This window comes from Paraburkholderia kururiensis, from assembly GCF_034424375.1.
In the GTDB taxonomy this organism is placed as follows: Bacteria; Pseudomonadota; Gammaproteobacteria; order Burkholderiales; family Burkholderiaceae; genus Paraburkholderia; species Paraburkholderia kururiensis_A.
Genome location: NZ_CP139965.1, coordinates 3232945 through 3257669, shown reverse-complemented (window position 1 = coordinate 3257669; position 24725 = coordinate 3232945). Strand labels below are relative to the sequence as shown.

At 64.0% G+C, this 24725-nt stretch carries 22 protein-coding genes and 1 other RNA gene; 18 read left to right on the top strand and 5 right to left on the bottom strand.

Translation table 11 applies throughout. From position 1 onward, the window contains the following. Window positions 1–105: 105 nt before the first annotated feature. The gene (locus U0042_RS14490; RefSeq protein ID WP_017774571.1) at window positions 106–369 is read left to right on the top strand and encodes a hypothetical protein; all 264 of its coding nucleotides are present in this window, start codon (window positions 106–108) and stop codon (window positions 367–369) included. Window positions 370–445: 76 nt separating this feature from the next. Here the strand turns inward: U0042_RS14490 and ssrA are convergent. From ssrA to ompA, 4 genes are all read right to left on the bottom strand, one after another. Next, window positions 446–802: a transfer-messenger RNA gene (gene ssrA, locus U0042_RS14485) on the bottom strand. Between the two features lie 97 nt (window positions 803–899). Continuing rightward, the gene (gph, locus tag U0042_RS14480; RefSeq protein WP_114810191.1) at window positions 900–1613 is read right to left on the bottom strand and encodes a phosphoglycolate phosphatase; all 714 of its coding nucleotides are present in this window, start codon (window positions 1611–1613) and stop codon (window positions 900–902) included. A gap of 33 nt (window positions 1614–1646) precedes the next feature. Continuing rightward, a complete protein-coding gene (gene ubiG / locus U0042_RS14475) occupies window positions 1647–2345 on the bottom strand; it encodes a bifunctional 2-polyprenyl-6-hydroxyphenol methylase/3-demethylubiquinol 3-O-methyltransferase UbiG (protein ID WP_114810192.1) in 699 nt (232 codons plus the stop codon). A 212-nt stretch (window positions 2346–2557) separates the two neighbouring features. Further along, window positions 2558–3208: an outer membrane protein OmpA gene (gene ompA, locus U0042_RS14470; RefSeq protein WP_026121386.1), complete on the bottom strand. Its 651-nt coding sequence runs from the start codon at window positions 3206–3208 to the stop codon at window positions 2558–2560. A 503-nt stretch (window positions 3209–3711) separates the two neighbouring features. On the opposite strand from ompA, the gene gyrA reads away from it, so the two are divergent. The 17 genes from gyrA (at window position 3712) to cysM (ending at window position 23151) form a co-directional block, all read left to right on the top strand. Next, on the top strand, window positions 3712–6354 hold the full coding sequence (gene gyrA, locus U0042_RS14465) for a DNA gyrase subunit A (RefSeq protein WP_114810193.1): 2643 nt from the start codon (window positions 3712–3714) through the stop codon (window positions 6352–6354). A 126-nt stretch (window positions 6355–6480) separates the two neighbouring features. Then, window positions 6481–7080: a DUF2059 domain-containing protein gene (locus U0042_RS14460; protein ID WP_114810390.1), complete on the top strand. Its 600-nt coding sequence runs from the start codon at window positions 6481–6483 to the stop codon at window positions 7078–7080. A 251-nt stretch (window positions 7081–7331) separates the two neighbouring features. Continuing rightward, window positions 7332–8414, top strand: a complete 1083-nt coding sequence (serC, locus tag U0042_RS14455; RefSeq protein WP_114810194.1) for a 3-phosphoserine/phosphohydroxythreonine transaminase — start codon at window positions 7332–7334, stop codon at window positions 8412–8414. A gap of 57 nt (window positions 8415–8471) precedes the next feature. Further along, window positions 8472–9554: a prephenate dehydratase gene (gene pheA, locus U0042_RS14450; protein WP_114810195.1), complete on the top strand. Its 1083-nt coding sequence runs from the start codon at window positions 8472–8474 to the stop codon at window positions 9552–9554. Window positions 9555–9770: 216 nt separating this feature from the next. After that, a complete protein-coding gene (gene hisC / locus U0042_RS14445; protein WP_114810196.1) occupies window positions 9771–10883 on the top strand; it encodes a histidinol-phosphate transaminase in 1113 nt (370 codons plus the stop codon). 73 nt (window positions 10884–10956) lie between these two features. Continuing rightward, entirely contained in the window at window positions 10957–11952 is a 996-nt protein-coding gene (locus tag U0042_RS14440) for a prephenate dehydrogenase/arogenate dehydrogenase family protein (protein WP_114810197.1), read from the top strand. A 13-nt stretch (window positions 11953–11965) separates the two neighbouring features. Next, window positions 11966–13270 (top strand): 3-phosphoshikimate 1-carboxyvinyltransferase, encoded by a 1305-nt coding sequence (gene aroA, locus U0042_RS14435; protein WP_114810198.1) that lies wholly within the window; start codon window positions 11966–11968, stop codon window positions 13268–13270. Window positions 13271–13274: 4 nt separating this feature from the next. Continuing rightward, entirely contained in the window at window positions 13275–13985 is a 711-nt protein-coding gene (gene cmk, locus U0042_RS14430; protein WP_114810199.1) for a (d)CMP kinase, read from the top strand. 170 nt (window positions 13986–14155) lie between these two features. Next, window positions 14156–15886 (top strand): 30S ribosomal protein S1, encoded by a 1731-nt coding sequence (gene rpsA / locus U0042_RS14425; protein WP_081884853.1) that lies wholly within the window; start codon window positions 14156–14158, stop codon window positions 15884–15886. A gap of 23 nt (window positions 15887–15909) precedes the next feature. Then, window positions 15910–16233, top strand: a complete 324-nt coding sequence (locus tag U0042_RS14420; protein ID WP_017774584.1) for an integration host factor subunit beta — start codon at window positions 15910–15912, stop codon at window positions 16231–16233. 222 nt (window positions 16234–16455) lie between these two features. After that, complete coding sequence (locus tag U0042_RS14415) at window positions 16456–16749, top strand: LapA family protein (RefSeq protein ID WP_042299931.1); 294 nt, start codon at window positions 16456–16458, stop codon at window positions 16747–16749. 63 nt (window positions 16750–16812) lie between these two features. Then, the gene (gene lapB, locus U0042_RS14410; RefSeq protein ID WP_114810200.1) at window positions 16813–17988 is read left to right on the top strand and encodes a lipopolysaccharide assembly protein LapB; all 1176 of its coding nucleotides are present in this window, start codon (window positions 16813–16815) and stop codon (window positions 17986–17988) included. 112 nt (window positions 17989–18100) lie between these two features. Continuing rightward, window positions 18101–19507 carry a UDP-glucose dehydrogenase family protein gene (locus tag U0042_RS14405; protein ID WP_114810201.1) on the top strand — a complete coding sequence of 469 codons (1407 nt, stop codon included), beginning with the start codon at window positions 18101–18103 and terminating at the stop codon, window positions 19505–19507. 13 nt (window positions 19508–19520) lie between these two features. Continuing rightward, window positions 19521–20483, top strand: coding sequence for a D-glycero-beta-D-manno-heptose-7-phosphate kinase (gene rfaE1 / locus U0042_RS14400; RefSeq protein ID WP_114810391.1), 963 nt, complete (start codon window positions 19521–19523; stop codon window positions 20481–20483). A gap of 10 nt (window positions 20484–20493) precedes the next feature. Then, a complete protein-coding gene (gene rfaD / locus U0042_RS14395) occupies window positions 20494–21486 on the top strand; it encodes an ADP-glyceromanno-heptose 6-epimerase (protein WP_114810202.1) in 993 nt (330 codons plus the stop codon). A gap of 77 nt (window positions 21487–21563) precedes the next feature. Next, window positions 21564–21926 carry a ComEA family DNA-binding protein gene (locus U0042_RS14390; protein ID WP_114810203.1) on the top strand — a complete coding sequence of 121 codons (363 nt, stop codon included), beginning with the start codon at window positions 21564–21566 and terminating at the stop codon, window positions 21924–21926. Window positions 21927–22248: 322 nt separating this feature from the next. Further along, on the top strand, window positions 22249–23151 hold the full coding sequence (gene cysM / locus U0042_RS14385; RefSeq protein ID WP_114810204.1) for a cysteine synthase CysM: 903 nt from the start codon (window positions 22249–22251) through the stop codon (window positions 23149–23151). Window positions 23152–23287: 136 nt separating this feature from the next. On the opposite strand, the gene mltB is transcribed toward cysM, so the two are convergent. Then, window positions 23288–24535 carry a lytic murein transglycosylase B gene (gene mltB, locus U0042_RS14380; RefSeq protein WP_232833300.1) on the bottom strand — a complete coding sequence of 416 codons (1248 nt, stop codon included), beginning with the start codon at window positions 24533–24535 and terminating at the stop codon, window positions 23288–23290. Window positions 24536–24725 lie beyond the last annotated feature (190 nt).

Sequence of the window (24725 nt, the reverse complement as noted above, 5' to 3'; positions counted from 1 at the left end):
AGGGCGGGCCGACGGACACGCGCTGCAACTCGCCGCCGTTTTTGCGATACTTTGCGCTACGTTTTGCTTTCTGCCTTGACCGCGCGAATGCCGCGCCCATCCGACATGAAATTTCTGCTCAATGCTTGTGTGGCCGCCGCGACGGCCGGTACGCTCTTCGCCACCGTTTCGATTGCCTTCGCCCAGAACTCGCCGGGTGTGCCGGGCGGCATCCTGCAGGACGAGTTCCGGCTGCAGGAGCATCCGCAGATGCAATTCGCGGCGTCGGCTCCGTCGAAGAAATATCAGAAGGGCGCGCCCTCCAAGATGCGTCGTCGCGGTGACGATGGCGATCCGAATGGCTGCAACCTGCAGTGTCCGCAGGATTGAGCAGGCAACAAAAAACCCCGAGAGCGTTCAGCTGTCGGGGTTTTTTGCAATCCGTGTCCGGATGCTCGAGGTGTCTTGGTGGAGCCGGCGGGAATCGAACCCGCGTCCGCAAGTAGTCCACAACCAGTTCTACATACTTAGTTCTGTCGTTTGATTTAACCGCACCGACGCGGACGAACACGCTTCGTTACGGCGAGTCACTTGATTTTCGGCCCCGGCGCCGTGACATCGCAGAGGATTATCTGACGTGAATGACCTCGCTGGTCTTGCGACCCTGACCCGTCAGCGAGTCAGTGCGAGGTTGGCGGGGTTAAGCCGCCAATGCGTACGTTTCGTCGTTCGCAGTTACTTAAGTCCCATTGATTTACGAGGTGACGGGTCCTCGGTATGCCCTGAGCTGCTTCGTTACCCACGTCGAAACCAGGTCGGCCCCAAGTGGAACAAGCATTATCCCATAGAAGCCAATATGAGGCTAACTCGCGGGGTTTCAAGAGCGCGCTGATGAAGCGAAGCGCCTAAAGCGCCGCGCTTCAGGCGATGTCGCGCAGGAGCAGGCGCAGCTCGGCCGTGGATTCGACGACATGCTGCGCATGCCAGTGGGAAGGCGGCAGGTCGTCGCCGCAATAGCCATAGGCGGCCGCCACGGTCACCATGCCGGCCGCGAAGCCCGCCTGGACGTCCCGCAGATCGTCGCCGACATAGACGACGCGTTCCGGCTCCATGTTGAGCGCCTTCGCCGCATGGAGCAGCGGGGCCGGATGCGGTTTCGAGTGCGGCGTGGTGTCGCCGCTCACCACGCAACCCGCCCGCTCTTCAAGGCCAAGCAGGGCAACGAGCGGCTCGGTGAGCCGTGTGACCTTGTTCGTCACGATGCCCCAGCGCACGCCACGCGCATCGAGTTCGTCAAGCACCGTATCGATGCCCGGAAAGAGCGTCGTTTCGATGCACAGATCGGCCTCGTAGTTCGCGAGGAACTCTTCGCGCAGGCTCGCGTAATCGTGATGATCGGGCCCAATGCCAAACGCACCGCCGATCAGGCCTCGCGCGCCCGCCGACGCAAGCGGGCGCAACCTGTCGAGGGGCACCATCTCGAGGCCGCGCTCGTGGCGCATACGGTTCACGGCCGCCGCGAGGTCGGGCGCCGTGTCGGCGAGCGTGCCGTCCAGGTCGAACAACACGGCCTGGCAAAGACGAATGGAGGCGTCATCGCTTTCGCGTTGGGGCAAGGGCGTCGGGTCGCTCATGAATCGTGGCTCGGGCGTGTGAAGGGTCGAGGCTCAGGCCTCACGCCGGCAGGCGAGCAGGTAATTGACGCTGGTGTCGTCGGACAGCGCGAAATGCTTGCTGATCGGGTGGTAGACAATGCCTTTGATGTCGGCCGTGTTCAGCTTGGCTGCGCGCACGAAGCCGGCCAGTTCGGATGGGCGGATGAAGCGCGCATAGTCGTGCGTGCCTTTCGGCAGCATGCGGGCGATGTATTCGGCACCGACCACGGCAAGCAGGTACGACTTCACGTTACGGTTGAGCGTGGAGAAGAACACCCAGCCGCCGGGTTTGACGAGCGACGCGCAGGCTGCGACGATCGCCGCCGGCTCGGGCACGTGCTCGAGCATTTCCATGCACGTCACGACGTCGTACGAAGCCGGCTCACGGGCCGCAAGGGCCTCTGCGGCAATTTCCTCGTACTCGACGGTGACGCCGCTTTCCAGGCTATGCAGGTCGGCAACGCCGAGCGCTTCGTGGGAGAGGTCGATGCCTTTGACGCTTGCGCCAAGCCCGGCCATGGATTCGGACAGGATGCCGCCGCCGCAGCCGATATCGAGCACGCGCTTGCCCGCGAGATGCGCATGTGCGTCGATCCAGCCGAGCCGCACCGGATTCAACTCGTGCAGCGGCTTGAACTCCGCATTCGGGTCCCACCAACGATGCGCGAGATCGCTGAATTTCTGCAGTTCGTGGGGATCGGCGTTGGTCATGTGTCGGACGGCCTTGATGGGCGCGCAGGAGCGGGAAACGAGGATAAACCCGGAGTATATAGGCGACGTGCCGAGGCGGCAAAATGCGGCACTGCGGATTGCGCGTGGTCAGCTATCGGCTGGGCAACGCCGAGCGGTGTCGTCTTTGGTCAGCGCCGGACGAAAAAAAGCCCCGCCGAAGCGGGGCTTTGGATGCTGCGGTAACTTGCTGCTTACTGCTTCGAAGTACCGACAACTTCGACTTCCACGCGACGATCCGGTGCGAGGCAGGCGATGAGTTGCTTGCGGTTCTTCTGGTTGCAGCCCGTCGTGACCGGGTTACGCTTGCCCTTGCCTTCCGTGTAGATACGGTTGGCGTCGATGCCCTTGCTGACCAGGTATGCCTTCACAGCTTGAGCGCGGCGCAGCGACAGACGGTCGTTGTACTTGTCCGAACCGATGCGGTCCGTGTAGCCCGTTGCAACGACCACTTCCAGGTTCAGGCCCTGGATCTTCGATGCGAGTTCGTCAAGCTTTTGCTTGCCGGCCGGCTTCAGGACAGCCTTGTCGAAGTCGAACAGCGTGTCGGCTTGATACGTGATCTTCTGGCTCGTGATGGGAGCCGGTGCCGGCGGTTGAGCGACCGGCGGTTGCGGTGCCTGGGCGACCAGTGCGCCATCGCACTTTGCGTTAGCCGTTGCCGGCGTCCAGAACGCATCGCGCCAGCAAAGCTCGTTCGTGCCGTTCATCCACACGTATTCGCCGGTGCCGTTCACCCAGTTGTCATTCGTGGCTTGTCGCGACGCCGGCACCGACTGTGCCGAAGCGGATGCAGCCATAACTGCGGTAGCTGCAATGAACGCGAGCTTTGAAAGTTTATTCATATTTCTCCTCTCGAAATTGAGATTACCGCAGGTTTACTGCGAGCCTGATGACGAAGACAAGTCATACATTGCTCGAAGTATAACATCGGTGCGTTGTGAGCGACGCTTTGTATAGACTTCGAGCAGCGTCTGACTTTGTGCGTTGGCATTTTGCCATATCGTTCCCGTCCGACGATAAAAAAAGCCGCCCCTCCTGGCAGCCCGGTTCCAATTGTGGTGCATGCGCAACAAAAGGCCGTGCGACGCGGGTTTGCGGGCGCATGCCGGGCCGCGCGCCATTGGCGACGCCTTCGATCGGTCTCGTGGAGGGTCTTTTTGCCGCAGCTTCGAGGTGCCGCGTTGGCCGTTCTCTAATAGGTATACGTAGGTGCGGGGCGGAAGTTGCCGCGTGGTAGAATCGCGTGATGCCCAGCGCCTCCCCATGGCTCAGCTTTAGCTGGTAAAGAAAGCGCGTGCGGAGGAGCGGTGCGGCACCCGAGCAAGTACGCACAAGACACGGATAAATGGATCAATTCGCCAAAGAGACCCTGCCCATCTCCCTCGAGGAGGAAATGCGTCGCTCGTATCTCGATTACGCGATGAGCGTGATCGTGGGGCGTGCGCTTCCGGACGTCCGCGATGGCCTGAAGCCTGTTCACCGGCGTGTACTTTACGCCATGCACGAACTCAACAACGACTGGAACCGCGCGTACAAGAAGTCAGCGCGTATCGTCGGCGACGTTATCGGTAAGTACCACCCTCACGGCGACACGGCGGTCTACGACACGATCGTGCGGATGGCGCAGGACTTCTCGCTGCGCTACATGCTCGTAGACGGTCAGGGCAACTTCGGTTCCGTGGACGGCGACAATGCCGCCGCCATGCGGTACACCGAAATCCGCATGGCCAAGATCGGCCATGAACTGCTCGCCGACATCGATAAGGAAACGGTCGATTTCGGGCCCAACTACGACGGCAGCGAAAGCGAGCCGCTGATCCTGCCGGCCCGCATCCCGAATCTGCTGATCAATGGTTCGTCCGGCATTGCGGTCGGTATGGCAACGAACATCCCGCCGCACAATCTCAACGAAGTCGTCGACGCGTGCCAGCACCTGCTGAAGCACCCCGAGGCGACGATCGACGAACTGATCGAGATTGTTCCGGCCCCCGATTTCCCGACAGCCGGCATCATCTACGGCGTCGCCGGTGTGCGCGACGGCTATCGCACCGGCCGCGGTCGTGTCGTGATGCGCGCGACCACCCATTTCGAGGAAATCGACCGCGGTCAGCGCATGGCGATCATCGTCGACGAGCTGCCGTATCAGGTCAACAAGCGCTCGCTGCTCGAGCGCATCGCGGAATTGGTGAACGAGAAGAAACTGGAAGGCATCTCGGACATCCGCGACGAATCCGACAAGAGCGGCATGCGTGTCGTGATCGAGCTCAAGCGCGGCGAAGTGCCCGAGGTCATCCTCAACAATCTGTATAAGGCCACGCAGCTGCAGGACACCTTCGGCATGAACATGGTTGCGCTCGTCGACAACCAGCCGAAGCTGCTGAACCTCAAGGAAATGCTGGAGTACTTCCTCGCCCACCGGCGGGAAGTGCTCACCCGGCGCACGATCTACGAACTGCGCAAGGCGCGCGAGCGGGGCCACGTGCTCGAAGGTCTCGCCGTTGCGCTCGCCAACATCGACGAGTTCATCGCGATCATCAAGGCCGCGCCTACTCCGCCCATCGCCAAGCAGGAATTGATGGCGCGGTCGTGGGACTCGTCGCTCGTGCGCGAGATGCTGACGCGCGCAGAATCCGAGAACGTGACCGCCGGCGGCCGCGCTGCGTACCGTCCGGAAGGCTTGAGCCCGGCCTTCGGCATGCAGGGTGACGGACTTTACCGTCTGTCGGATACGCAGGCGCAGGAAATCCTGCAAATGCGATTGCAGCGCCTCACGGGCCTCGAGCAGGACAAGATTATTGGCGAGTACCGCGAAGTCATGGCTCAGATCGCCGATCTGCTGGATATTCTGGCCCGCCCCGAGCGCGTAACGGCCATAATCTCCGACGAACTCGCAGCCATCAAGGCCGAATTTGGCGACAAGCGTCGCTCGACGATCGAGCTAAATGCCACGGAGCTGAACACCGAGGACCTCATCACGCCGCAGGACATGGTCGTGACGATGTCGCACGCAGGCTACGTGAAATCGCAGCCGTTGTCCGAATATCGAGCCCAGAAGCGGGGTGGTCGCGGCAAGCAGGCCACGTCGATGAAGGAAGACGACTGGATCGACACGCTCTTCATCGCCAACACCCACGATCACATCCTGTGCTTCTCGAACCGCGGCCGGGTGTACTGGGTGAAGGTCTACGAGGTGCCGCAAGGTTCGCGCAACTCGCGCGGCCGTCCTATCGTGAACATGTTCCCCCTGCAGGAAGGCGAAAAGATCACCGTCGTGCTGCCGGTGAAGGAATTTTCGGCCGACAAGTACGTTTTCATGGCAACGGCGCTCGGCACGGTCAAGAAGACGCCGCTCGAGGCTTTCAGCAGACCATTGCGCAAGGGTATTATTGCGGTCGGTCTCGATGACGGCGACTACCTGATCGGGGCGGCCATCACCGACGGTCAACACGACGTGATGCTGTTCTCCGACTCCGGCAAGGCGGTGCGCTTCGACGAGAACGACGTGCGGCCGATGGGGCGCGAAGCGCGCGGCGTGCGTGGCATGCAACTCGAAGACGGCCAGCAGGTAATCGCCATGCTGGTGGCGGGCGACGAGCAGCAGTCGGTGCTCACGGCCACGGAGAACGGTTTCGGTAAACGGACGCCGATCACGGAATACACGCGTCATGGCCGCGGCACGAAGGGCATGATCGCGATCCAGACCTCGGAGCGCAACGGCAAGGTGGTCGCCGCGACGCTGGTGGACACTGAATCGGAAATCATGCTGATTACGACGACGGGCGTGCTGATCCGCACGCGTGTCTCGGAAGTCCGCGAAATGGGCCGCGCAACGCAAGGTGTTACACTCATCAGCCTTGACGAAGGAACGAAGCTTTCGGGTCTGCAGCACATTGCAGAGGCGGAAGCTGAAGCTGAAGGAGACGCCGACGCGTCGGCTGCTGACGGTGGCGAAGCGGCTGACCCGGGTGACGACGGCGCGGAAAGTTAAAGCCGCGCCCGCCCGCAGGCAACGGTAAGGCCGTGCAGGCTGGAAGCGGCGCCAGACGAGAACCGATGGCGCCGTTTTTTTGAGTCCGCAGGCAAGAGTTCGACTAATTTATCTTAGGGAGTAATGATGCAAAAACGATTCAAGCAGGTAATGTTGCTGGCCGCTCTCGTGCCGACCTTCGCAATGGCCCAGGCCCTGCAGAGCCAGGCGCCGGCAGAGAGCACGGCCGCAGCACCGGTCGATCCGGCCAAGCAAGCCGCGATCAAGGACCTGCTCGACGCAATCGATGCACAGAAGCTCGTCGGTGCGATCGGCAACAGCGCCCAGATGCAGGCCAAGCAGCTCGTGCCGGCCATCCTGTCGGACGCGCTGTCGGAAAACAAGACGCTGTCAGACAAGCAGAAGCAGGCCGCCGTGCCGACGCTGCAGAAGAACGCCGTGCCGAAGCTGGTTGACTCGGCAGGCCAGGTGTTCGCGACGGATCAGTTCCGTCAGGACGCCATGCAAGCTCAGTACGACGCCTATGCGAAGTACTACAGCGCGCAGGAAATCAAGGACCTGACCACGTTCTACAAGAGCCCGACCGGCCGCAAGTTCATCCAGGTACAAGACCAGGTGGGCCGCGACGTCGTGAACGGTCTGATGCAGAAGTACATGCCGCAATCGATCAAGGCCACCCGCGACCAGGCTGACAAGGAAGTCGCTTCGGTCAAGCCGGCCAAGTAAGAAAATGGGCGAAGCGCCGCCGGTCGGCGGCGCCCGCCTGTCTCGCCCGACCCAGAGGTGTGTGCTTGCGGCATCGTTCGTTGCCTCGGGCTGCACGCCTGAAAGCCTCGCGGCATAGGCCGCCTGGTTTGGCGGGTTGGTGGCGAGGGTGCGATAATGGCCGTTTGCGCGATCTGCGCAAGCGGCCTTTTCTTTTCTGGGCGCGGTATCCGGTCTTTCTTTGCCGCAGCGCCTGCCTCGGGGTTCCTCACATGCGCGTCTTTAACTTCTCCGCCGGACCAGCGGCATTGCCCGAAGAAGTGCTTCGCCAGGCCGCCGACGAAATGCTCGACTGGCACGGTAGCGGCATGAGCGTGATGGAAATGAGCCATCGCGGCGCGGATTTCATGTCGATTCACCAGGAGGCGCTCGTCGATCTGCGTGAGCTGCTCGAGGTGCCGGCAAGCCACCACATTCTTTTCCTGCAGGGCGGCGGCATCGGCGAAAACGCCATCGTGCCGATGAACCTGTTCGGATCGAAGCCGCGCGCGGATTTCGTCATCACCGGGTCGTGGTCGCAGAAGTCGTACAAGGAAGCGCAGAAGTACGGCACGGCCCACATCGCGGCAAGCGGCAAGACGGAAGACGGCTTCACGCGGGCGCCTGCGCGCGCGGAGTGGCAGCTGTCCGAGGATCCGGCCTACGTGCACCTGTGCACGAACGAGACGATCAACGGCGTCGAGACGTTCGACATCCCTGACCTGGGCGACATTCCGCTCGTGGCCGACGCGTCGTCGCACATCCTTTCGCGTCCCATGGACATCGCCAAGTACGGCGTGCTCTATGCCGGCGCGCAAAAGAACATCGGCATTGCCGGCGTGACGGTGGTGATCGTGCGCGAGGACATGCTGGACCGTGCCATGGCGATCTGCCCCTCGGCATTCGAATGGAAGACGGTGGCGGAGAACAACTCGATGTTCAACACGCCGCCTACCTACGCCATCTATATCTCGGGCCTCGTGTTCAAGTGGCTCAAGCGTCAAGGCGGTCTCAAGGCGATGGAAGCCCGCAACATGGAAAAGGCGAAGCTGCTTTACGATGTCATCGATTCGAGCGGCTTCTACATCAACAAGGTGGAGCGCCATGCGCGCTCGCGGATGAACGTACCGTTCTTCCTTGCCGATGAGTCACGCAACGAAGATTTCCTTGCCGGCGCGAAAGCGCGCGGGCTGTTGCAGCTGAAGGGCCACAAGTCCGTCGGCGGCATGCGGGCGTCGATTTACAACGCGGTGCCGCTCGAGGGCGTGAAAGCGCTCGTCGAGTACATGAAGGAATTCGAAGCGCGTTGCGCCTGACGCGCTGCGTCTGCGCACACTTCCTTTCTGTCCTTTCTGATACGGCCGGTTTCACGCATGGACGACGAACTCAATTCACGCCTCAAACCCTTACGCGAGCGCATCGACGCGATCGACGCCCAACTCATCGCGCTCCTGAACCAGCGCGCGGCGGTCGCGCTCGAAGTGGGTGAGGTCAAGAAGCACTTCAACGCGCCGGTGTTTCGCCCCGAGCGCGAGCAGCAGGTGATCGCGCGCCTGCAGTCGATGAGCGAGGGGCCGCTCGCCGCCGAGCACATCAGCGCGATCTGGCGCGAAATCATGGCCGCCAGCCGTTCGCTGGAAAAGAGCATCAAGACTGCTTTTCTGGGGCCCGTAGGCACCTACAGCGAACAGGCCATGCACGAGTACTTCGGGCAGTCGATTGAAGGGCTGCCGTGTCCGTCCATCGACGAAGTGTTCCGCGCCGTCGAAGCGGGTGCCGCCGAATTCGGCGTGGTACCGGTCGAGAACTCCACGGAAGGCGCAGTCTCGCGCACGCTCGACCTCTTCCTGCAAACGCAACTCGTCATTGGCGGCGAACTGGCGCTGCCTATCCATCACAATCTGCTGACGCTTTCGGGCAACCTCACCGGCGTGAAGCGCATATGCGCCCATGCGCAGGCGCTCGCGCAGTGCCAGCACTGGCTCACGGCGAACGCGCCGCATCTGGAGCGCCAGGCGGTATCGAGCAACGCCGAGGCTGCGCGTATCGCCGCCGAAGATCCCACCGTAGCCGCAATCGCCGGCGATCGCGCGGCGGCGCACTACGGCTTGCAAGTGGCGTATGCGCTGATTCAGGACGACCCGCACAACCGCACGCGCTTCGTGATGATCGGCAAGGAGCCCGCAGCGCCAAGCGGGTACGACCAGACGTCGCTCATCGTCTCCGTGAAGAACGAGCCGGGCGCGATGTTCCGTCTGCTCGAACCGCTCGCGCGCCACGGCGTTTCGATGACGCGCTTCGAGTCACGGCCAGCGCGCTCGGGCACGTGGGCGTACTACTTCTATATCGACCTGGAAGGTCATCGCGACGACGCGCCGGTTGCGGCTGCGCTCGCTGAGCTCGAACAGAAGGCGGCGTTCCTCAAGATTCTCGGTTCGTATCCGCGTTCCCGTTGAACGATCCGGAGCGACGTCGCGCGCGGCCTCGTACCGGCCGTGCGATGTGCCGATGCCCCGAACGCAATGCGGTCGCGGCACGTCAGCCGGCTCCCACCGCGCGTGACGAGCCTTAACGCGTCGCCAACGAGCGCTGCCGAGCAACCATAACGGAACGCGCCGTTCCCGTCGCCCTAACTACTAGCCGCACACTGCCATCGCCGATCTGGAGCCATCATGTCAATGCAATTCGGTCCTTCCTACGTGCGCGCCATCGCGCCCTACGTCGCCGGCAAGCCGATCTCGGAAGTCGCCCGCGAATTCGGGCTGGACGAAGCGCGCATCGTCAAGCTCGCATCGAACGAGAATCCGCTCGGCATGCCGGAGTCCGCGCAACGCGCGATCGCGCAGGCCGCAAGCGAACTGGGCCGTTATCCCGACTCGAACGCGTTCGAACTGAAGGCCGCGCTCGCCGCGCGCTACGACGTGCCGGCCGACTGGATCACGCTCGGCAACGGCAGCAACGACATCCTCGAACTCGCGGCTCACGCGCTGGTGGAGAAGGGGCAGTCGATCGTGTACTCGCAGTACTCGTTCGCCGTGTACGCGCTCGCCACGCAAGGGCTGGGCGCCCGCGCCATCGTCACGCCGGCCGTGCACTACGGTCACGATCTGGACGCGATGCTGGCCGCAATTGCCGACGACACACGCCTCGTGTTCGTCGCGAACCCGAACAACCCGACGGGCACGTTCATCGACGGGGCCGCGCTGGAAGCGTTCATCGCGAAGGTGCCGGGCCATGTGGCCATCGTGCTCGACGAGGCTTACACCGAATATCTGTCCGCCGAAAAGCGCTACGACGCGATGAGCTGGGTGAAGCGCTATCCGAACCTGATGGTGTCGCGCACGTTCTCGAAGGCGTACGGTCTGGCCGGCCTGCGCGTGGGCTTCGCTATCGCGCAGCCGGAACTCACCGACCTGCTGAACCGCCTGCGTCAGCCGTTCAACGTGAACACGCTTGCGCAGGCCGCGGCGATCGCTGCGCTCAACGACAGCGCGTTCATCGAGCGCAGCGCTGCACTCAATGCCCAGGGCTATCGGCAACTGACTGAAGCGTTCGAACGCCTCGGGCTCGAGTACGTGCCCTCGGACGGCAACTTCGTCCTCGTGCGCGTGGGCAGCGACGACGGCGCGGGCAACCGCGTGAATCTGGAGCTTCTGAAGCAGGGCGTGATCGTGCGGCCCGTCGGCAACTACGGTTTGCCGCAATGGCTGCGCGTGACGATCGGTTTGCCCGAGGAAAACGGGGCTTTCGTCGCGGCGCTCGAGAAGACGCTCGTCGTGGCATGAACCCCCTCGATGGGGCGTTGAACAGTACGGCGTGCGGCCGCTCGCAAGGTGCCGCGGCACGTCTCTTTTCCGGTTGGGCAGCGTGGTGGCGTTTTCTTTCGACAAACTTGTGATTTTCGGCGTCGGGCTGATCGGCGGTTCGCTCGCGCGCGCACTGCGCGAGCGGCCCGGCGTGACCGGCGCGCGTGAGGTGATCGGCGTGGCGCGTTCGGCGAATTCCGCTGCGCGCGCGGTCGAACTCGGCGTGACAGACGCCGCCGTGGCCCTCGACGACGACAAGGCGCTCGCCGCCGCGCTCGCCGGCGCCGATATCGTGCTGCTCGCCGCGCCCGTCGCGCAGACGCGTCCGCTCATGGAGCGCATCGCGCCGTTCCTCGACGCCGCCACGATCGTCACCGATGCAGGCAGCACCAAATCCGACGTCGTCGCGGCCGCGCGGGCAGTGCTTGCCGAGCGCATCGGCCAGTTTGTGCCGGGGCATCCTATTGCGGGCCGCGAGTCGAGCGGTGTGGACGCGGCACTTGCCGACCTGTACGTGGGACGCAACGTCGTGCTCTGTCCGCTGCCGGAGAACGTGCCGCAGTCGGTGGCGCGCATCGAGGCAATGTGGCGCGCGACCGGCGCCGTGGTGGGATCGATGTCCGCCGCGCAGCACGACCGCGTGCTGGCATCGGTGAGTCACCTGCCGCATGTACTCTCGTACGCGCTCGTGGAGCAGATTCTCGGTTCGCCCGACGCGGAGCTGAAATTCTCGTTCGCCGCGGGCGGTTTCCGCGATTTCACGCGCATCGCCGCGTCGAGCCCCGAAATGTGGCGCGACATCTGCCTTGCGAACCGCGAAGCGCTGCTCGACGAACTGGACGCCTATACCGCGGTGCTCGCGCGTCTGCGTGCGGCCATCGACGCCGGTGACGGCGCGGCGCTCGAAGCGGTCTTTGCGCGCTCGCGCGTAGCCCGCACCGCCTGGCAGGAGCGCGGCGGCAAGCTGGCAGCCGCCGGCGAAGCGGCTCACGAACCCGCCGCAGCAACACCCGAGGCGCCGCCCGAAGACGGCGCGCCCGCTGAATAAACAGGACACGCATATGGACTACCTCGACCTCGGACCGTTTACCCGCGCCGAAGGCACGGTTCGCCTGCCCGGCTCGAAGAGCATTTCGAACCGCGTGCTGCTGCTTGCCGCGCTCGCGGAAGGCGAAACGACCATCACGAACCTGCTCGATTCCGACGACACGCGCGTGATGCTCGACGCGCTGGAAAAACTCGGCGTGCGGCTTCAGCGCGACGGCGACACCTGCGTCGTGCAGGGCACGCGCGGCGCGTTCACGGCGAAGACGGCGGATCTGTTCCTCGGCAACGCGGGCACGGCCGTGCGGCCGCTCACCGCGGCGCTGGCCGTCAACGGCGGCAATTACCGGATTCACGGCGTGGCACGCATGCACGAGCGCCCGATCGGCGACCTCGTGGACGGGCTGCGGCAGATCGGCGCGAAGATCGATTACGAGGCCAGCGAGGGCTATCCGCCGCTGCGCATCCGCGCGGCGCCGCTCTCGGTGGATGCGCCCATCCGCGTGCGCGGCGACGTGTCGAGCCAGTTCCTCACGGCGCTCCTGATGAGCCTGCCGCTCGTGCGCGCGAAAGAGGGCGTCACGACCATCGAGGTGGACGGCGAGCTGATCTCGAAGCCCTATATCGACATCACGATCCGCCTGATGGCGCGCTTCGGCGTGACGGTGGCGCGCGAAGGCTGGCAGCGCTTCACCATTCCCGCGGGCGTGCGGTACCAGTCGCCGGGCCGCATCATGGTGGAAGGCGACGCGTCGTCGGCGTCGTATTTCATTGCAGCGGGCGCCATCGGCGGCGGACCGTTGCGCGTGGAAGGCGTGGGGCGCGCGAGCATCCAGGGCGACGTGGGTTTCGCGGACGCCATCGAGAAGATGGGTGCCGACATCATCATGGGCGACGACTGGATCGAGGTGCGCGGTAGCGGCCGCGTGGGCGGCGGGCTCGAAGCCATCGACATGGACTTCAACCTGATTCCGGACGCGGCCATGACGATCGCCGTGACCGCGCTTTTCGCGCGCGGCACGACGACGCTGCGCAACATCGCGAGCTGGCGCGTGAAGGAAACCGACCGTATCGCCGCAATGGCCACCGAACTGCGCAAGGTCGGCGCACAGGTCGAAGAAGGCGCCGATTACCTCGTGGTGACGCCGCCCGCGAAGCTCGTGCCGAATGCCGCCATCGACACCTACGACGACCACCGCATGGCGATGTGCTTCTCGCTGGTGAGCCTGGGCGGCGTGCCGGTGCGTATCAACGACCCGAAATGCGTCGGCAAGACGTTCCCTGACTACTTCGAGCGCTTCCTCACGCTCGCGAAAGCCTGACCTGATGAAACCGACCCGTCCCTTTCACCAGACGCCCGTCATCACCATCGACGGCCCGACCGCCTCGGGCAAGGGCACCGTGGCCGCGCTCGTGGCGGCGCACCTCGGCTTTCACCTGCTCGACAGCGGCGCGCTGTACCGGCTCTCCGCGCTCGCGAGCGTGCGGTACGGCATCGCGCCGGAGGACGCCCACGGCCTTGCAAAGCTCGTCGACGACCTGCACATCACGTTTCGAGAAGGCCTCGCGCAGCTGGACGGCGTGGACGTATCGACGGAAATCCGCGCCGAGGAGATCGGCAAGCGGGCCTCGGCCATCGCCGTTCATCCCGCTGTGCGCGCGGCGCTCGTGGCGCGCCAGCGCGCCTTTCGCAAGCCGCCCGGCCTCGTCGCGGACGGCCGCGACATGGGCACCGTCATCTTTCCGGACGCCGCGCTGAAGGTCTTTCTGACGGCCAGCGTGGAGGCCCGTGCAGCGCGCCGGCATAAGCAATTGATCCAAAAAGGTTTTTCTGCTAATATGGATGACTTGCTCCGGGATTTGCGCGAACGCGACGAGCGCGACAGTACGCGTGCGGCCGCGCCGCTCAAGCCTGCGGCAGATGCAAGGCTGCTCGATACCTCGGCGCTCTCCATCGACCAGGCGGTGGGTGAAGTGGTGCAGTGGTACCGCGCACTGCCGGGCGTCCAGCATGACGGCGCCCACGGCAAACAGTAGACAGCAGTAACTAGCAGCGAGCAGTAGGTGCTCCGTCGTGAAACGCGGAGCGTGTGTTAAACCCTTTAACCCCGTATGGCTTTCGCATCGGGCCGCGAACATTTCCGTCGCGGCGCAGCAGTCGGCAGGCGTGCCCTCTGGCGCGTCCAGCAAGTCGAGCGGCGAAAACCATGCAACTTCCGATTTTTATGTCCGACCTGCAAACCTCTACCCCGAATACCGAATCTTTCGCGGCTCTGTTCGAAGAGTCGCTGACCCGCCAGGACATGCGTGCCGGCGAAGTCATCTCCGCCGAAGTCGTGCGTGTCGATCACAACTTCGTGGTCGTCAATGCCGGCCTCAAGTCCGAGGCCTACATTCCCATCGAGGAATTCCTGAACGACCAGGGCGAGGTTGAGGTTCAGGCGGGCGATTTCGTTTCCGTCGCGATCGACGCGCTGGAAAACGGCTACGGCGACACCATCCTGTCGCGCGACAAGGCGAAGCGTCTGGCTTCGTGGCTGTCGCTGGAAAAGGCCCTCGACAACAACGAACTCGTGACCGGCACGATCACGGGCAAGGTGAAGGGCGGCATGACCGTGATGGTCAACGGCATCCGCGCGTTCCTGCCGGGTTCGCTCGTCGACACGCGTCCGGTCAAGGACACCACCCCGTACGAAGGCAAGACGCTCGAATTCCGCGTCATCAAGCTCGACCGCAAGCGTAACAACGTCGTGCTGTCGCGCCGTGCCGTGATCGAAGCCACGCAAGGCGAAGAGCGCGCGAAGCTGCTCGAGACGCTGAAGGAAGGCGCGATCGTCAACGGCGTGGTCAAGAACATCACCGACTACGGCGCGTTCGTCGACCTGGGCGGTATCGACGGCCTGCTGCACATCACCGACATCGCATGGCGTCGTGTGCGTCACCCGAGCGAAGTCCTGTCGGTTGGCCAGGAAGTCACCGCGAAGATCCTCAAGTTCGACCAGGAAAAGAACCGCGTTTCGCTGGGCATCAAGCAACTGGGCGACGATCCGTGGGAAGGCATCTCGCGCCGCTACCCGTCGGGCACGCGCCTGTTCGGCAAGGTCACGAACATCACCGACTACGGCGCATTCGTCGAAGTGGAATCGGGCATCGAAGGCCTCGTCCACGTGTCGGAAATGGACTGGACCAACAAGAACGTTGCGCCGTCGAAGGTCGTGCAGCTAGGCGACGAAGTCGAAGTCATGGTCCTCGAGATCGACGAAGACCGTCGTCGTATCAGCCTCGGCATGAAGCAGTGCAAGCCGAATCCGTGGGACGACTTCAGCCGCAACTTCAAGAAGGGCGACAAGATCAGCGGCGCCATCAAGTCGATCACCGACTTCGGCGTGTTCATCGGTCTGCCTGGCGGCATCGACGGCCTGGTTCACCTCTCCGACCTGTCGTGGAGCGAGACCGGCGAAGAAGCCGTGCGCAAGTACAAGAAGGGCGACGAAGTGGAAGCGGTCGTGCTCGGTATCGACGTCGAGAAGGAACGCATTTCGCTCGGCATCAAGCAGCTCGAAGGCGACCCGTTCAGCAACTTCGTGGCCATGAACGACAAGGGCTCGATCGTCGACGGGACGGTCAAGGCCGTGGACGCGAAGGGCGCTGTGGTGCAGCTCACGGCTGACGTCGAAGGCTACCTGCGCGCGTCGGAAATCGCTCAGGACCGTGTCGAAGACGCACGCAACGTGCTGAAGGAAGGCGACAAGGTCAACGCGATGATCATCAACATCGATCGCAAGTCGCGCGGCATCAACCTGTCGATCAAGGCGAAGGATTCGGCCGAGCAGCAGGAAGCCCTGCGCACCATCTCGTCCGACACGAACGCGGCGGCAAGCGGCACGACGAACCTCGGCGCGCTGTTGAAGGCCAAGCTCGACGGCCAGAACCAGTAAGCCTCGAGGAGGCTCGCTGAAGTATGACCAAATCTGAATTGGTCGCGCAGCTGGCTACGCGATTTCCGCAACTTGTTCTCAAGGATGCGGATTTCGCGGTCAAGACGATGCTCGACGCGATGTCCGAAGCGCTTGCGAAAGGACATCGCATCGAAATTCGCGGCTTTGGCAGCTTCGGGCTGAACCGCCGTCCGTCGCGCGTGGGGCGCAATCCGAAGTCGGGCGAAAAGGTGCTGGTACCGGAGAAGCACGTACCGCACTTCAAGCCGGGCAAGGAACTGCGCGAGCGTGTGGACCGGCGTTCGGGCGAACCGCTCAAGGCCGAGGAGCCGGACGACGATCAGTAAGCGCCGTCTTCCGATGGTCCTGCATGCAGCCGGCGGCTAACGTCAGACGGCATGGATAAAAAAGCGCCTCCGGGCGCTTTTTTTCTGCCTGCTTTCCGCGGCTTACCGCCCGCGTCTGTTGGGCGGGGGCTTCATTTACAATACGGGTCACTTCGGCGCGGACCTTCCGCGGTGCGGCATCCCGCGGCCGGCGCCGCCCTGCAACTGCCAAGAGACCTCTTCATGAAATTTATCGCCTGGCTGATTCGTGTACTGGTGTTCGTCTTGCTGCTCGTGCTTGCGCTCGCGAACACGCAGACCGCTACGCTGAATTTCCTTGCCGGCTACGCGTGGCAGGCGCCGCTGATCCTGATCGGCCTCGTCTTTTTCGTGGTCGGGCTGCTGGCGGGGCTCGTCTCGCTGCTGCCCCAGGTGTTTCGCTTGAGGCTCGAGAACGGGCGCCTGAAGCGCGATCTGCGCGCTGCGCGCGAGACGCCGGCACCCGTAGCCGAGCCGCCCATGCCGCCGCTCATCTGACGCAATTCCCGTCGCCGTGCGCCCCTCGCGCGCGGCTTTGTTCCTGCCTTTACCATCGTTCGCATGGATCTGGATTTCTGGTGGCTCCTCGTCATACCGGTCGCGTTTGCGCTCGGCTGGATGGCGGCGCGCTACGACCTCAAGGCGTTGCTTTCCGAAAGCGCCAATCTTCCGCGCTCGTATTTCCGCGGCCTCAACTTCCTGCTCAACGAGCAGCCCGACAAGGCGATCGATGCCTTCATCGAGGTCGCGAAGCTCGACCCCGAAACCGTGGAACTGCACTTCGCCCTCGGCAATCTGTTCCGTCGCCGCGGCGAAACGGACCGGGCGATTCGCGTGCATCAGAATCTGCTCTCCCGTGCCGACCTGCCCGCGAGCGAGCGCGATCACGCGCTTTATGAGCTGGGCCAGGACTTTCTGAAGGCGGGCCTGCTCGATCGCGCCGAGGAGACGTTCCGCGCGCTCGAAGCCGGCGACTACGCGCTCGGTGCGCAGCGCGCGCTGCTCACCATCTACGAGATCGAAAAGGACTGGAATCGGTCCATCGATACGGCTCGCAAGCTGGAGACCATGGGCGCGGCTTCGCTCGATCTCGAAATTGCGCAGTTCCATTGCGAACTCGCGCAGGAAGCGCTGCAGCAGAAGAAGCCCGACGAGGCGCGTCGCCAGCTCGATCTCGCGCTGAAGGCCAATGCCCAGAACGTGCGCGCCACGATCCTGACGGGCGACGTCGAAGCAGCGGCCGGCCATCACGAGGCGGCGCTCGCGCAATGGCGCCGCGTCGAGGAGCAGAACGCATCGTATCTGCCGCTCGTCGCCGAAAAAGTGATGAAGACGTACGAGGCGCTGGGCCGCGCCGAAGAGGGCGTACAGCTGCTCACGACGTGGGTGGACCGTTATCCGACGAACGATGTGCTCGACGTGGCGTACCGCTACGTCGAGAACCTGCGCGGCCTCGATGCCGCACACGCGCTCGCGCGCGCGCAGATGCAGAAGTCGCCGAACCTCGCCGGCATGATGCGCCTGCTGGAAGCGCAGCAAGCCACTGCCGAGGAACCGCGCAAGAGCGAACTCGAACTCATGCGCACGCTGATCCGGCAGCGCACCAAAAATCTGCCACGGTATACGTGCCAGAATTGCGGTTTCCGGGCGCGCCTCTTCTACTGGCAATGCCCCGGCTGCAGTGGCTGGGAAACCTACGCGCCGCGCCGCGTCGAGCCGATTACCGCTTCGAGCTGAAGCGTCGCCGCAGCAGCCCCGTTCGCGCGGGCGCTTGCGGCAGGAACATTGCCCGGGCCTTCCCGGAACCCGTCAACGAACTTCATGACCGGAATCTAGACCCGGAACACGTATGAAAATCACCATCATCGGCACCGGCTATGTCGGCCTTGTCACGGGGGCCTGCCTCGCTGAAATCGGCAACGACGTTTTCTGTCTCGACGTCGATCCGCGCAAGATCGGCATCCTCAACAACGGGGGCGTGCCGATTCACGAACCCGGCCTGCAGGAGATCATCGCGCGCAATCGTGCGGCGGGGCGCATCACGTTTTCGACCGACATCGAAGCGAGCGTCGCGCATGGCGACGTGCAGTTCATCGCCGTGGGCACGCCGGCTGACGAAGACGGCTCCGCCGACCTCCAGTACGTGCTCGAAGCGGCGCGCAATATCGGCCGCTACATGAACGGCTTCAAGGTGATCGTGGACAAGTCCACGGTACCGGTGGGCACGGCGCAGCGCGTGAGCGACGTGGTGCGCGCCGAGCTCGCGCAGCGCGGCCTGGCGGACAACGCGCAGCATCGTTTCTCGGTGGTGTCCAATCCCGAGTTCCTCAAGGAAGGCGCGGCCGTAGACGACTTCATGCGGCCCGACCGCATCCTGATCGGCAGCGACGAAGACGAGGACGGCCTCGTTGCGCGCGAGAAGATGAAGCGCCTCTACGCGCCGTTCAACCGCAACCACGAGCGCACGCTGTACATGGACGTGCGCTCGGCGGAATTCACGAAGTATGCTGCGAACGCCATGCTCGCCACGCGCATCTCGTTCATGAACGAGCTTGCGAACCTGGCCGACCGCGTCGGCGCGGATATCGAAGCAGTGCGTCGCGGCATTGGTTCGGACCCGCGCATCGGCTATCACTTCCTCTATGCCGGTTGCGGCTACGGCGGCTCGTGCTTCCCGAAGGACGTTCAGGCGCTGATCCGTACCGCGGCCGAGATCGGTGAGCACCTGCGCATTCTCGAAGCGGTCGAGGATGTCAACCATGCGCAGAAGGAAGTGCTCGTGCGCAAAATCACGAAGACGCTCGGCGAAGATTTGCGCGGCCGCACGTTTGCCGTTTGGGGGCTCGCGTTCAAGCCCAACACGGATGACATGCGCGAAGCGCCGAGCCGCCGCGTGATCGCCGATCTGCTCGCACGCGGCGCGCACGTGCGTGCCTACGATCCCGTTGCCACCGAGGAAGCGCGCCGCGTCTTCGCCATGGACCTGGAGAACGCACCGGAGCACCTCTCGCGGCTGCATTTCACGGGCACCCAGGACGAAACGCTCGCGGGCGCGGACGCACTCGTGATCGTCACCGAATGGAAGGAATTCAAGGCGCCGGACTTCGCGCATCTGAAAGCCGTGCTCAAGACGCCGCGCATCTTCGACGGACGCAACCTCTACGAGCCCGACGCGATGAGCGAACTCGGCATCGACTATTACTCGATTGGACGGCCCCATGTCGCAATCCAGAATGGCTCCGGCGTCGCAGTCTGAGGGCGCGCGCCTCATGGCGCCGGGTAGCCGGCTGGCCCCTGAGGTCGGCGTCGTGCCGCGCGAGCGGCTTGCCGGCGCGCGCGTGCTCGTGGTGGGCGACGTGATGCTCGACCGCTACTGGTTCGGCGACGTCAATCGCATCTCGCCTGAAGCGCCCGTGCCCGTGGTGCACGTGCAGCGCCAGGAAGATCGCCTGGGCGGTGCGGCGAACGTTGCGCGTAACATTGCGGCGCTCGGAGCGCAGGCCGGTCTGCTCTGCGTGGTGGGTCACGACGAGCCCGGCGAGCGCATCGTCGAACTGCTCGATGCGAGCGGCGTTACGGCGTACCTGGAGCGCGATCCGGCGCTGCCGACCACCATCAAGCTGCGCGTGCTCTCGCGCCAGCAGCAGTTGCTGCGCGTCGACTTCGAGAACACCCCGGCGCACGAAGTGTTGCTCGCCGGACTGGCCCGGTTCGATGCGCTTCTGCCGTCCCACGACGTAATCCTGATGTCCGACTATGCGAAGGGCGGGCTCACGCACGTCACGCGCATGATCTCGAAGGCGCGCGAGGCGGGCAAGGCCGTGCTCGTGGACCCGAAGGGCGACGACTGGGAGCGTTATCGCGGCGCGAGCATCATCACGCCGAACCGTGCCGAATTGCGTGAGGTGGTGGGCAAGTGGAAATCCGAGGAGGATCTGCTGGCCCGCGTGACGAAATTGCGCACCGATCTGGACCTGGGCGCGCTGCTGCTCACGCGCTCGGAAGAGGGCATGACGCTCTTCTCGGACGACGGTGTCCTGCACGCGCCGGCGGTAGCACGCGAAGTGTATGATGTCTCGGGCGCTGGCGACACGGTGATCGCCACGCTCGCCGTCATGCTGGGCGCGGGCCTGACGCTCTTCGAGGCCGTGTCGCTGGCCAACCGTGCGGCGGGCATCGTCGTGGGCAAACTCGGTACGGCAACGGTCGACTACGACGAACTCTTCAACTGACACCACGATCATGACTCTCATCGTGACCGGCGCGGCCGGCTTCATCGGCAGCAACATCGTCAAGGCGCTCAACGAGCGCGGCGAACAACGCATCATCGCCGTCGACAACCTCACGCGCGCGGACAAGTTCCGTAATCTCGTGGACTGCGAGATCGACGACTATCTGGACAAGACCGAATTCGTCGAGCGTTTCGCGCGCGGCGACTTCGGCAAGGTACGCGCGATCTTTCATGAAGGCGCCTGCTCGGACACCATGGAAACCGACGGCCGCTACATGATGGACAACAACTTCCGCTACAGCCGTGCGGTGCTCGACGCGTGCCTCGCGCAGGGCACGCAGTTCCTGTATGCGTCGTCGGCGGCCATCTACGGCGGGTCGAGCCGCTTCGTCGAAGAGCGCGAAGTGGAAGCACCGCTCAACGTCTACGGCTACTCGAAATTCCTGTTCGACCAGGTGATCCGCCGGGTGCTGCCCCAGGCGCGCAGCCAGATTGCAGGCTTTCGCTACTTCAACGTGTACGGGCCGCGCGAGACGCACAAGGGGCGCATGGCGTCGGTGGCGTTCCATAACTTCAACCAGTTCCGCGCCGAAGGCAAAGTGAAGCTGTTCGGCGAGTACAACGGCTACGGCGCGGGCGAACAGACGCGCGACTTCGTCTCGGTCGAAGACGTGGTGAAGGTCAACCTGTTCTTCTTCGATCATCCCGGGAAGTCGGGCATTTTCAATCTCGGCACGGGTCGTGCGCAGCCGTTCAACGACATCGCCACGACCGTGGTGAACACGCTGCGCGTGCTCGCGGGCGAGGCGCCGCTTTCGCTCGCCGAACAGGTGCAGCGAGGCTTGATCGAGTACGTGCCTTTCCCTGACGCGCTGCGTGGCAAGTATCAGTGCTTCACGCAGGCCGACCCCACGAAGCTGCGCGCGGCGGGCTACGACGCACCGTTCCTTTCGGTCCAGGAAGGCGTGGACCGTTACGTGCGTTGGCTATCCGGCCAGGTGTGAATCGGGCTTCGGTCTCCCTACACTGAGGTCTCCTGCTGGCGATGGGCGCCAGTCAGGTGTCCTGAGGGAGATCCAGCATGTTCAAAAAAATTCTCGCTGCCGCGGCGCTCGTTGCTGCATTCGGTCAGGCGTTCGCCGCAGTCGACGTCAACACCGCCAACGAAGATGCGCTGCGCGGCATCAAAGGCATTGGTCCGGCAAAGGCCAAGGCCATTCTCGACGAGCGCGGCGCGCACGGCCCCTTCAAAGACCCTGCCGATCTCGGCAAGCGCGTGAAGGGCATGGGCGGCCATACCGTCGAACGCTTGCAGGCCGAAGGTCTCACCGTTGGACCGTCCACGCCGGCAACCGGCACGCAGACCGCGGCGGTTGCACAGGCGCACGCCACGCCGGCCGCCGGCACGCAAAAGCCGGCGCCCGCCACCCCGGCGAAGAAATAGGCGCGACGCGCGGCATCCCGTTTCAGGTCACGTCCCCTGCGTGCACGTTCCCACCCTCGTGTACGCGCCCAGAGCGGGTTTCGGGTCCACGACGAAACGCGCTCCTTCAGCCGTCGTTCCGATGACTGGCTCCCGCGGCTTCGGCCGCGGGCTTTTTGGCGTCCGGTATCCCGTGCGACGTGCGCCATGCAGTTCGATTCACTTCCGCTTCACTTCCCTTCGCGCAGAAGGGTCGGACGGCACCCGCACCCGGTGTGGTTTAGAATCGGCGAATCCCCTTGTTCGCGCACCGCTTCATACTGCGCCCGACTGCAACCCGCGTATGGCCTACAAGACAATCGAAGACACGATCGGCAATACGCCGCTCGTGCAACTCGTCCGGCTTCCGGACGATGAAATCCGCAGCCGCAACAACGTGATTCTCGGCAAGCTCGAGGGCAACAACCCCGCAGGCTCCGTGAAAGACCGGCCGGCGCTCTCGATGATCCGCAAGGCCGAAGAACGCGGCCGTATCAAACCGGGCGACACGCTAATCGAAGCCACGAGCGGCAACACCGGCATCGCGCTCGCGATGGCCGCCGCCATCCGCGGCTACAAGATGGTGCTGATCATGCCGGAGGACCTCTCCGTCGAACGCCGCCAGAGCATGGCAGCCTACGGTGCACAGATCGTGCTCACGCCCGTGAAGGGCGGCATGGAATACGCGCGCGATCTCGCGGAGCAGATGCAGCGCGACGGCAAGGGCATCATCCTCGACCAGTTCGCCAATCCCGACAATCCGCTTGCGCACTACGAGACCACCGGTCCGGAAATCTGGCGCGAGACCGAAGGCCGCATCACGCACTTCGTTTCGTCGATGGGCACGACGGGCACCATCATGGGCGTCTCGAAGTATCTGAAAGAGCAAAACCAGGCGGTCGAGATCGTCGGTGCGCAGCCTGAAGACGGCTCGCGCATTCCCGGCATTCGCAAATGGCCCGAAGCCTACCTGCCGAAGATCTTCGACCGTAGCCGCGTGGATCGTGTCGAGAACGTCAGTCAGGCCGCGGCGGAAGCCATGGCGCGGCGTCTCGCTTCGGTGGAAGGGATCTTCGCGGGCATTTCCTCGGGCGGTGCGTGCGAAGTCGCGTTGCGCATTGCGCGCCAGGTCGAGAACGCTACGATCGTGTTCGTGGTGTGCGACCGTGGCGACCGGTATCTCTCGACGGGCGTGTTCCCGGCATGACGCACAACGTTTCGGAAAAGGCGGGCGTACGTGACTGCGCGCTCGCTGAATGACAAAACGCCGGCAAAGTCCGGCGTTTTGCTTGTCTGAACGACGACTCAGAACTCAGGCTGCAACGCAGCTGCGATAGAGCGCCTCAGTCTGCCGAGGGCGCGGCGGGTGCCGGGGGCACTGTAGGCGCCGACGGCGCAGGCAGCGTTCCCCCCGGCGCGGAGGTGCCCGGCATGACGCCGTTCTGCGCAGGAATGCCGGGCGCGGCGGGAGTGCCGCTCGGCACCGAAGCCGCTTGCGGCGCAAGAGGCGCGGCTCCCGTACCGGACGTCGCACCCGGTACGCCGCCGTTGCTCGCCATCATCTGCGCCTTCACCTTCTGCCCGAGCTGATACACCGCCAGCGCGTAGAAGAAGCTGCGGTTATAGCGGGTGAGCACATAGAAATTCCGCAGCCCCAGGACGTATTCCGTTGCGCGGCCCGGCGTGGGCAAGTCGACGATCGTGACGGGCGTACCGGCTTCGGCGGCAATGTCGATATCGGGCTGGTTCAGCAGGAGGCCAGCGCGCAACAGTTGTTCGAGCGGCCAGTGCGGCTCCGGCTGCCCGTCCGCGGCGGCCTGGGCGACGCCCTGGCTACCCGGGTCGCCGGCAATCTTCCACACCACGGGCCGTCCCGTTTCCCAGCCGTTCTGCTTGAGATAGTTCGCGACGCTGCCGATCGCATCGGCCTGGCTCGTGCGCAGATCGATCTGCTTGTTGCCGTCGTAGCTCACCGCGTATTTCACGATGCTGCTGGGCAGGAACTGCGGGATGCCAATGGCGCCTGTGTACGAACCCAGCACGCTGTTAGGGTCGATCTGCGAGTCGCGCGTCCATACCAGGTAGTCTTCGAGATTCTTGCGGAACGTCGCCATGCGATCGGCGCGGTTGGGCGTATCCGGATAGTCGAAGGTCAGCGTGGTGAGTGCATCGAGCACGCGGAAGTTGCCCATGAAGCGCCCGTAGATCGTCTCCACGCCGATGATGCCGACGATTACCTCGGGCGGCACGCCGAACTCATCGTAGGCGCGTTGCAGCGTCGCCTGGTTCTCGCGCCAGAAACGCACGCCCGCATTCACGCGTATCGCATCGAGAAAGCGTGCCTGGTATGCACGCCAGTTCTTTGCCGCGGGCGTAGGCGACGGCAGCACGAGCTTGACCGCGGTCGCCGAGTAGCTCGCATGTGCAAAGAGTGCGTGCAGGGACGCGGGATCGAAGTCGTAGCGGGCAACCATGTCGTCGACGAAGGCATCGACGTTGGGGTTGTTCGCGTAACGCTGCGGGATGATCTCTTCTTCGAAGGTCTGCCCCTGGGAGACGGGCGCCTGAGGCTGGGCCTGGGCGAGGCGCATGGCGGGCGTAGAACTTCCGGTCTGAGCGAACGCCGTACAGGGCGCCGCGAGCGTCTGTAACGCGATGCATGTCGCAGCGGTGAGCGTCGAGGCGGACAGGCGGCGGAATACGGGCGAAGCAGACTTGAAGATCATGGGCAGCAAGGCGGGAGAACAGACGAAGCAAAACGGTTCGGCGCAGTATAACCGA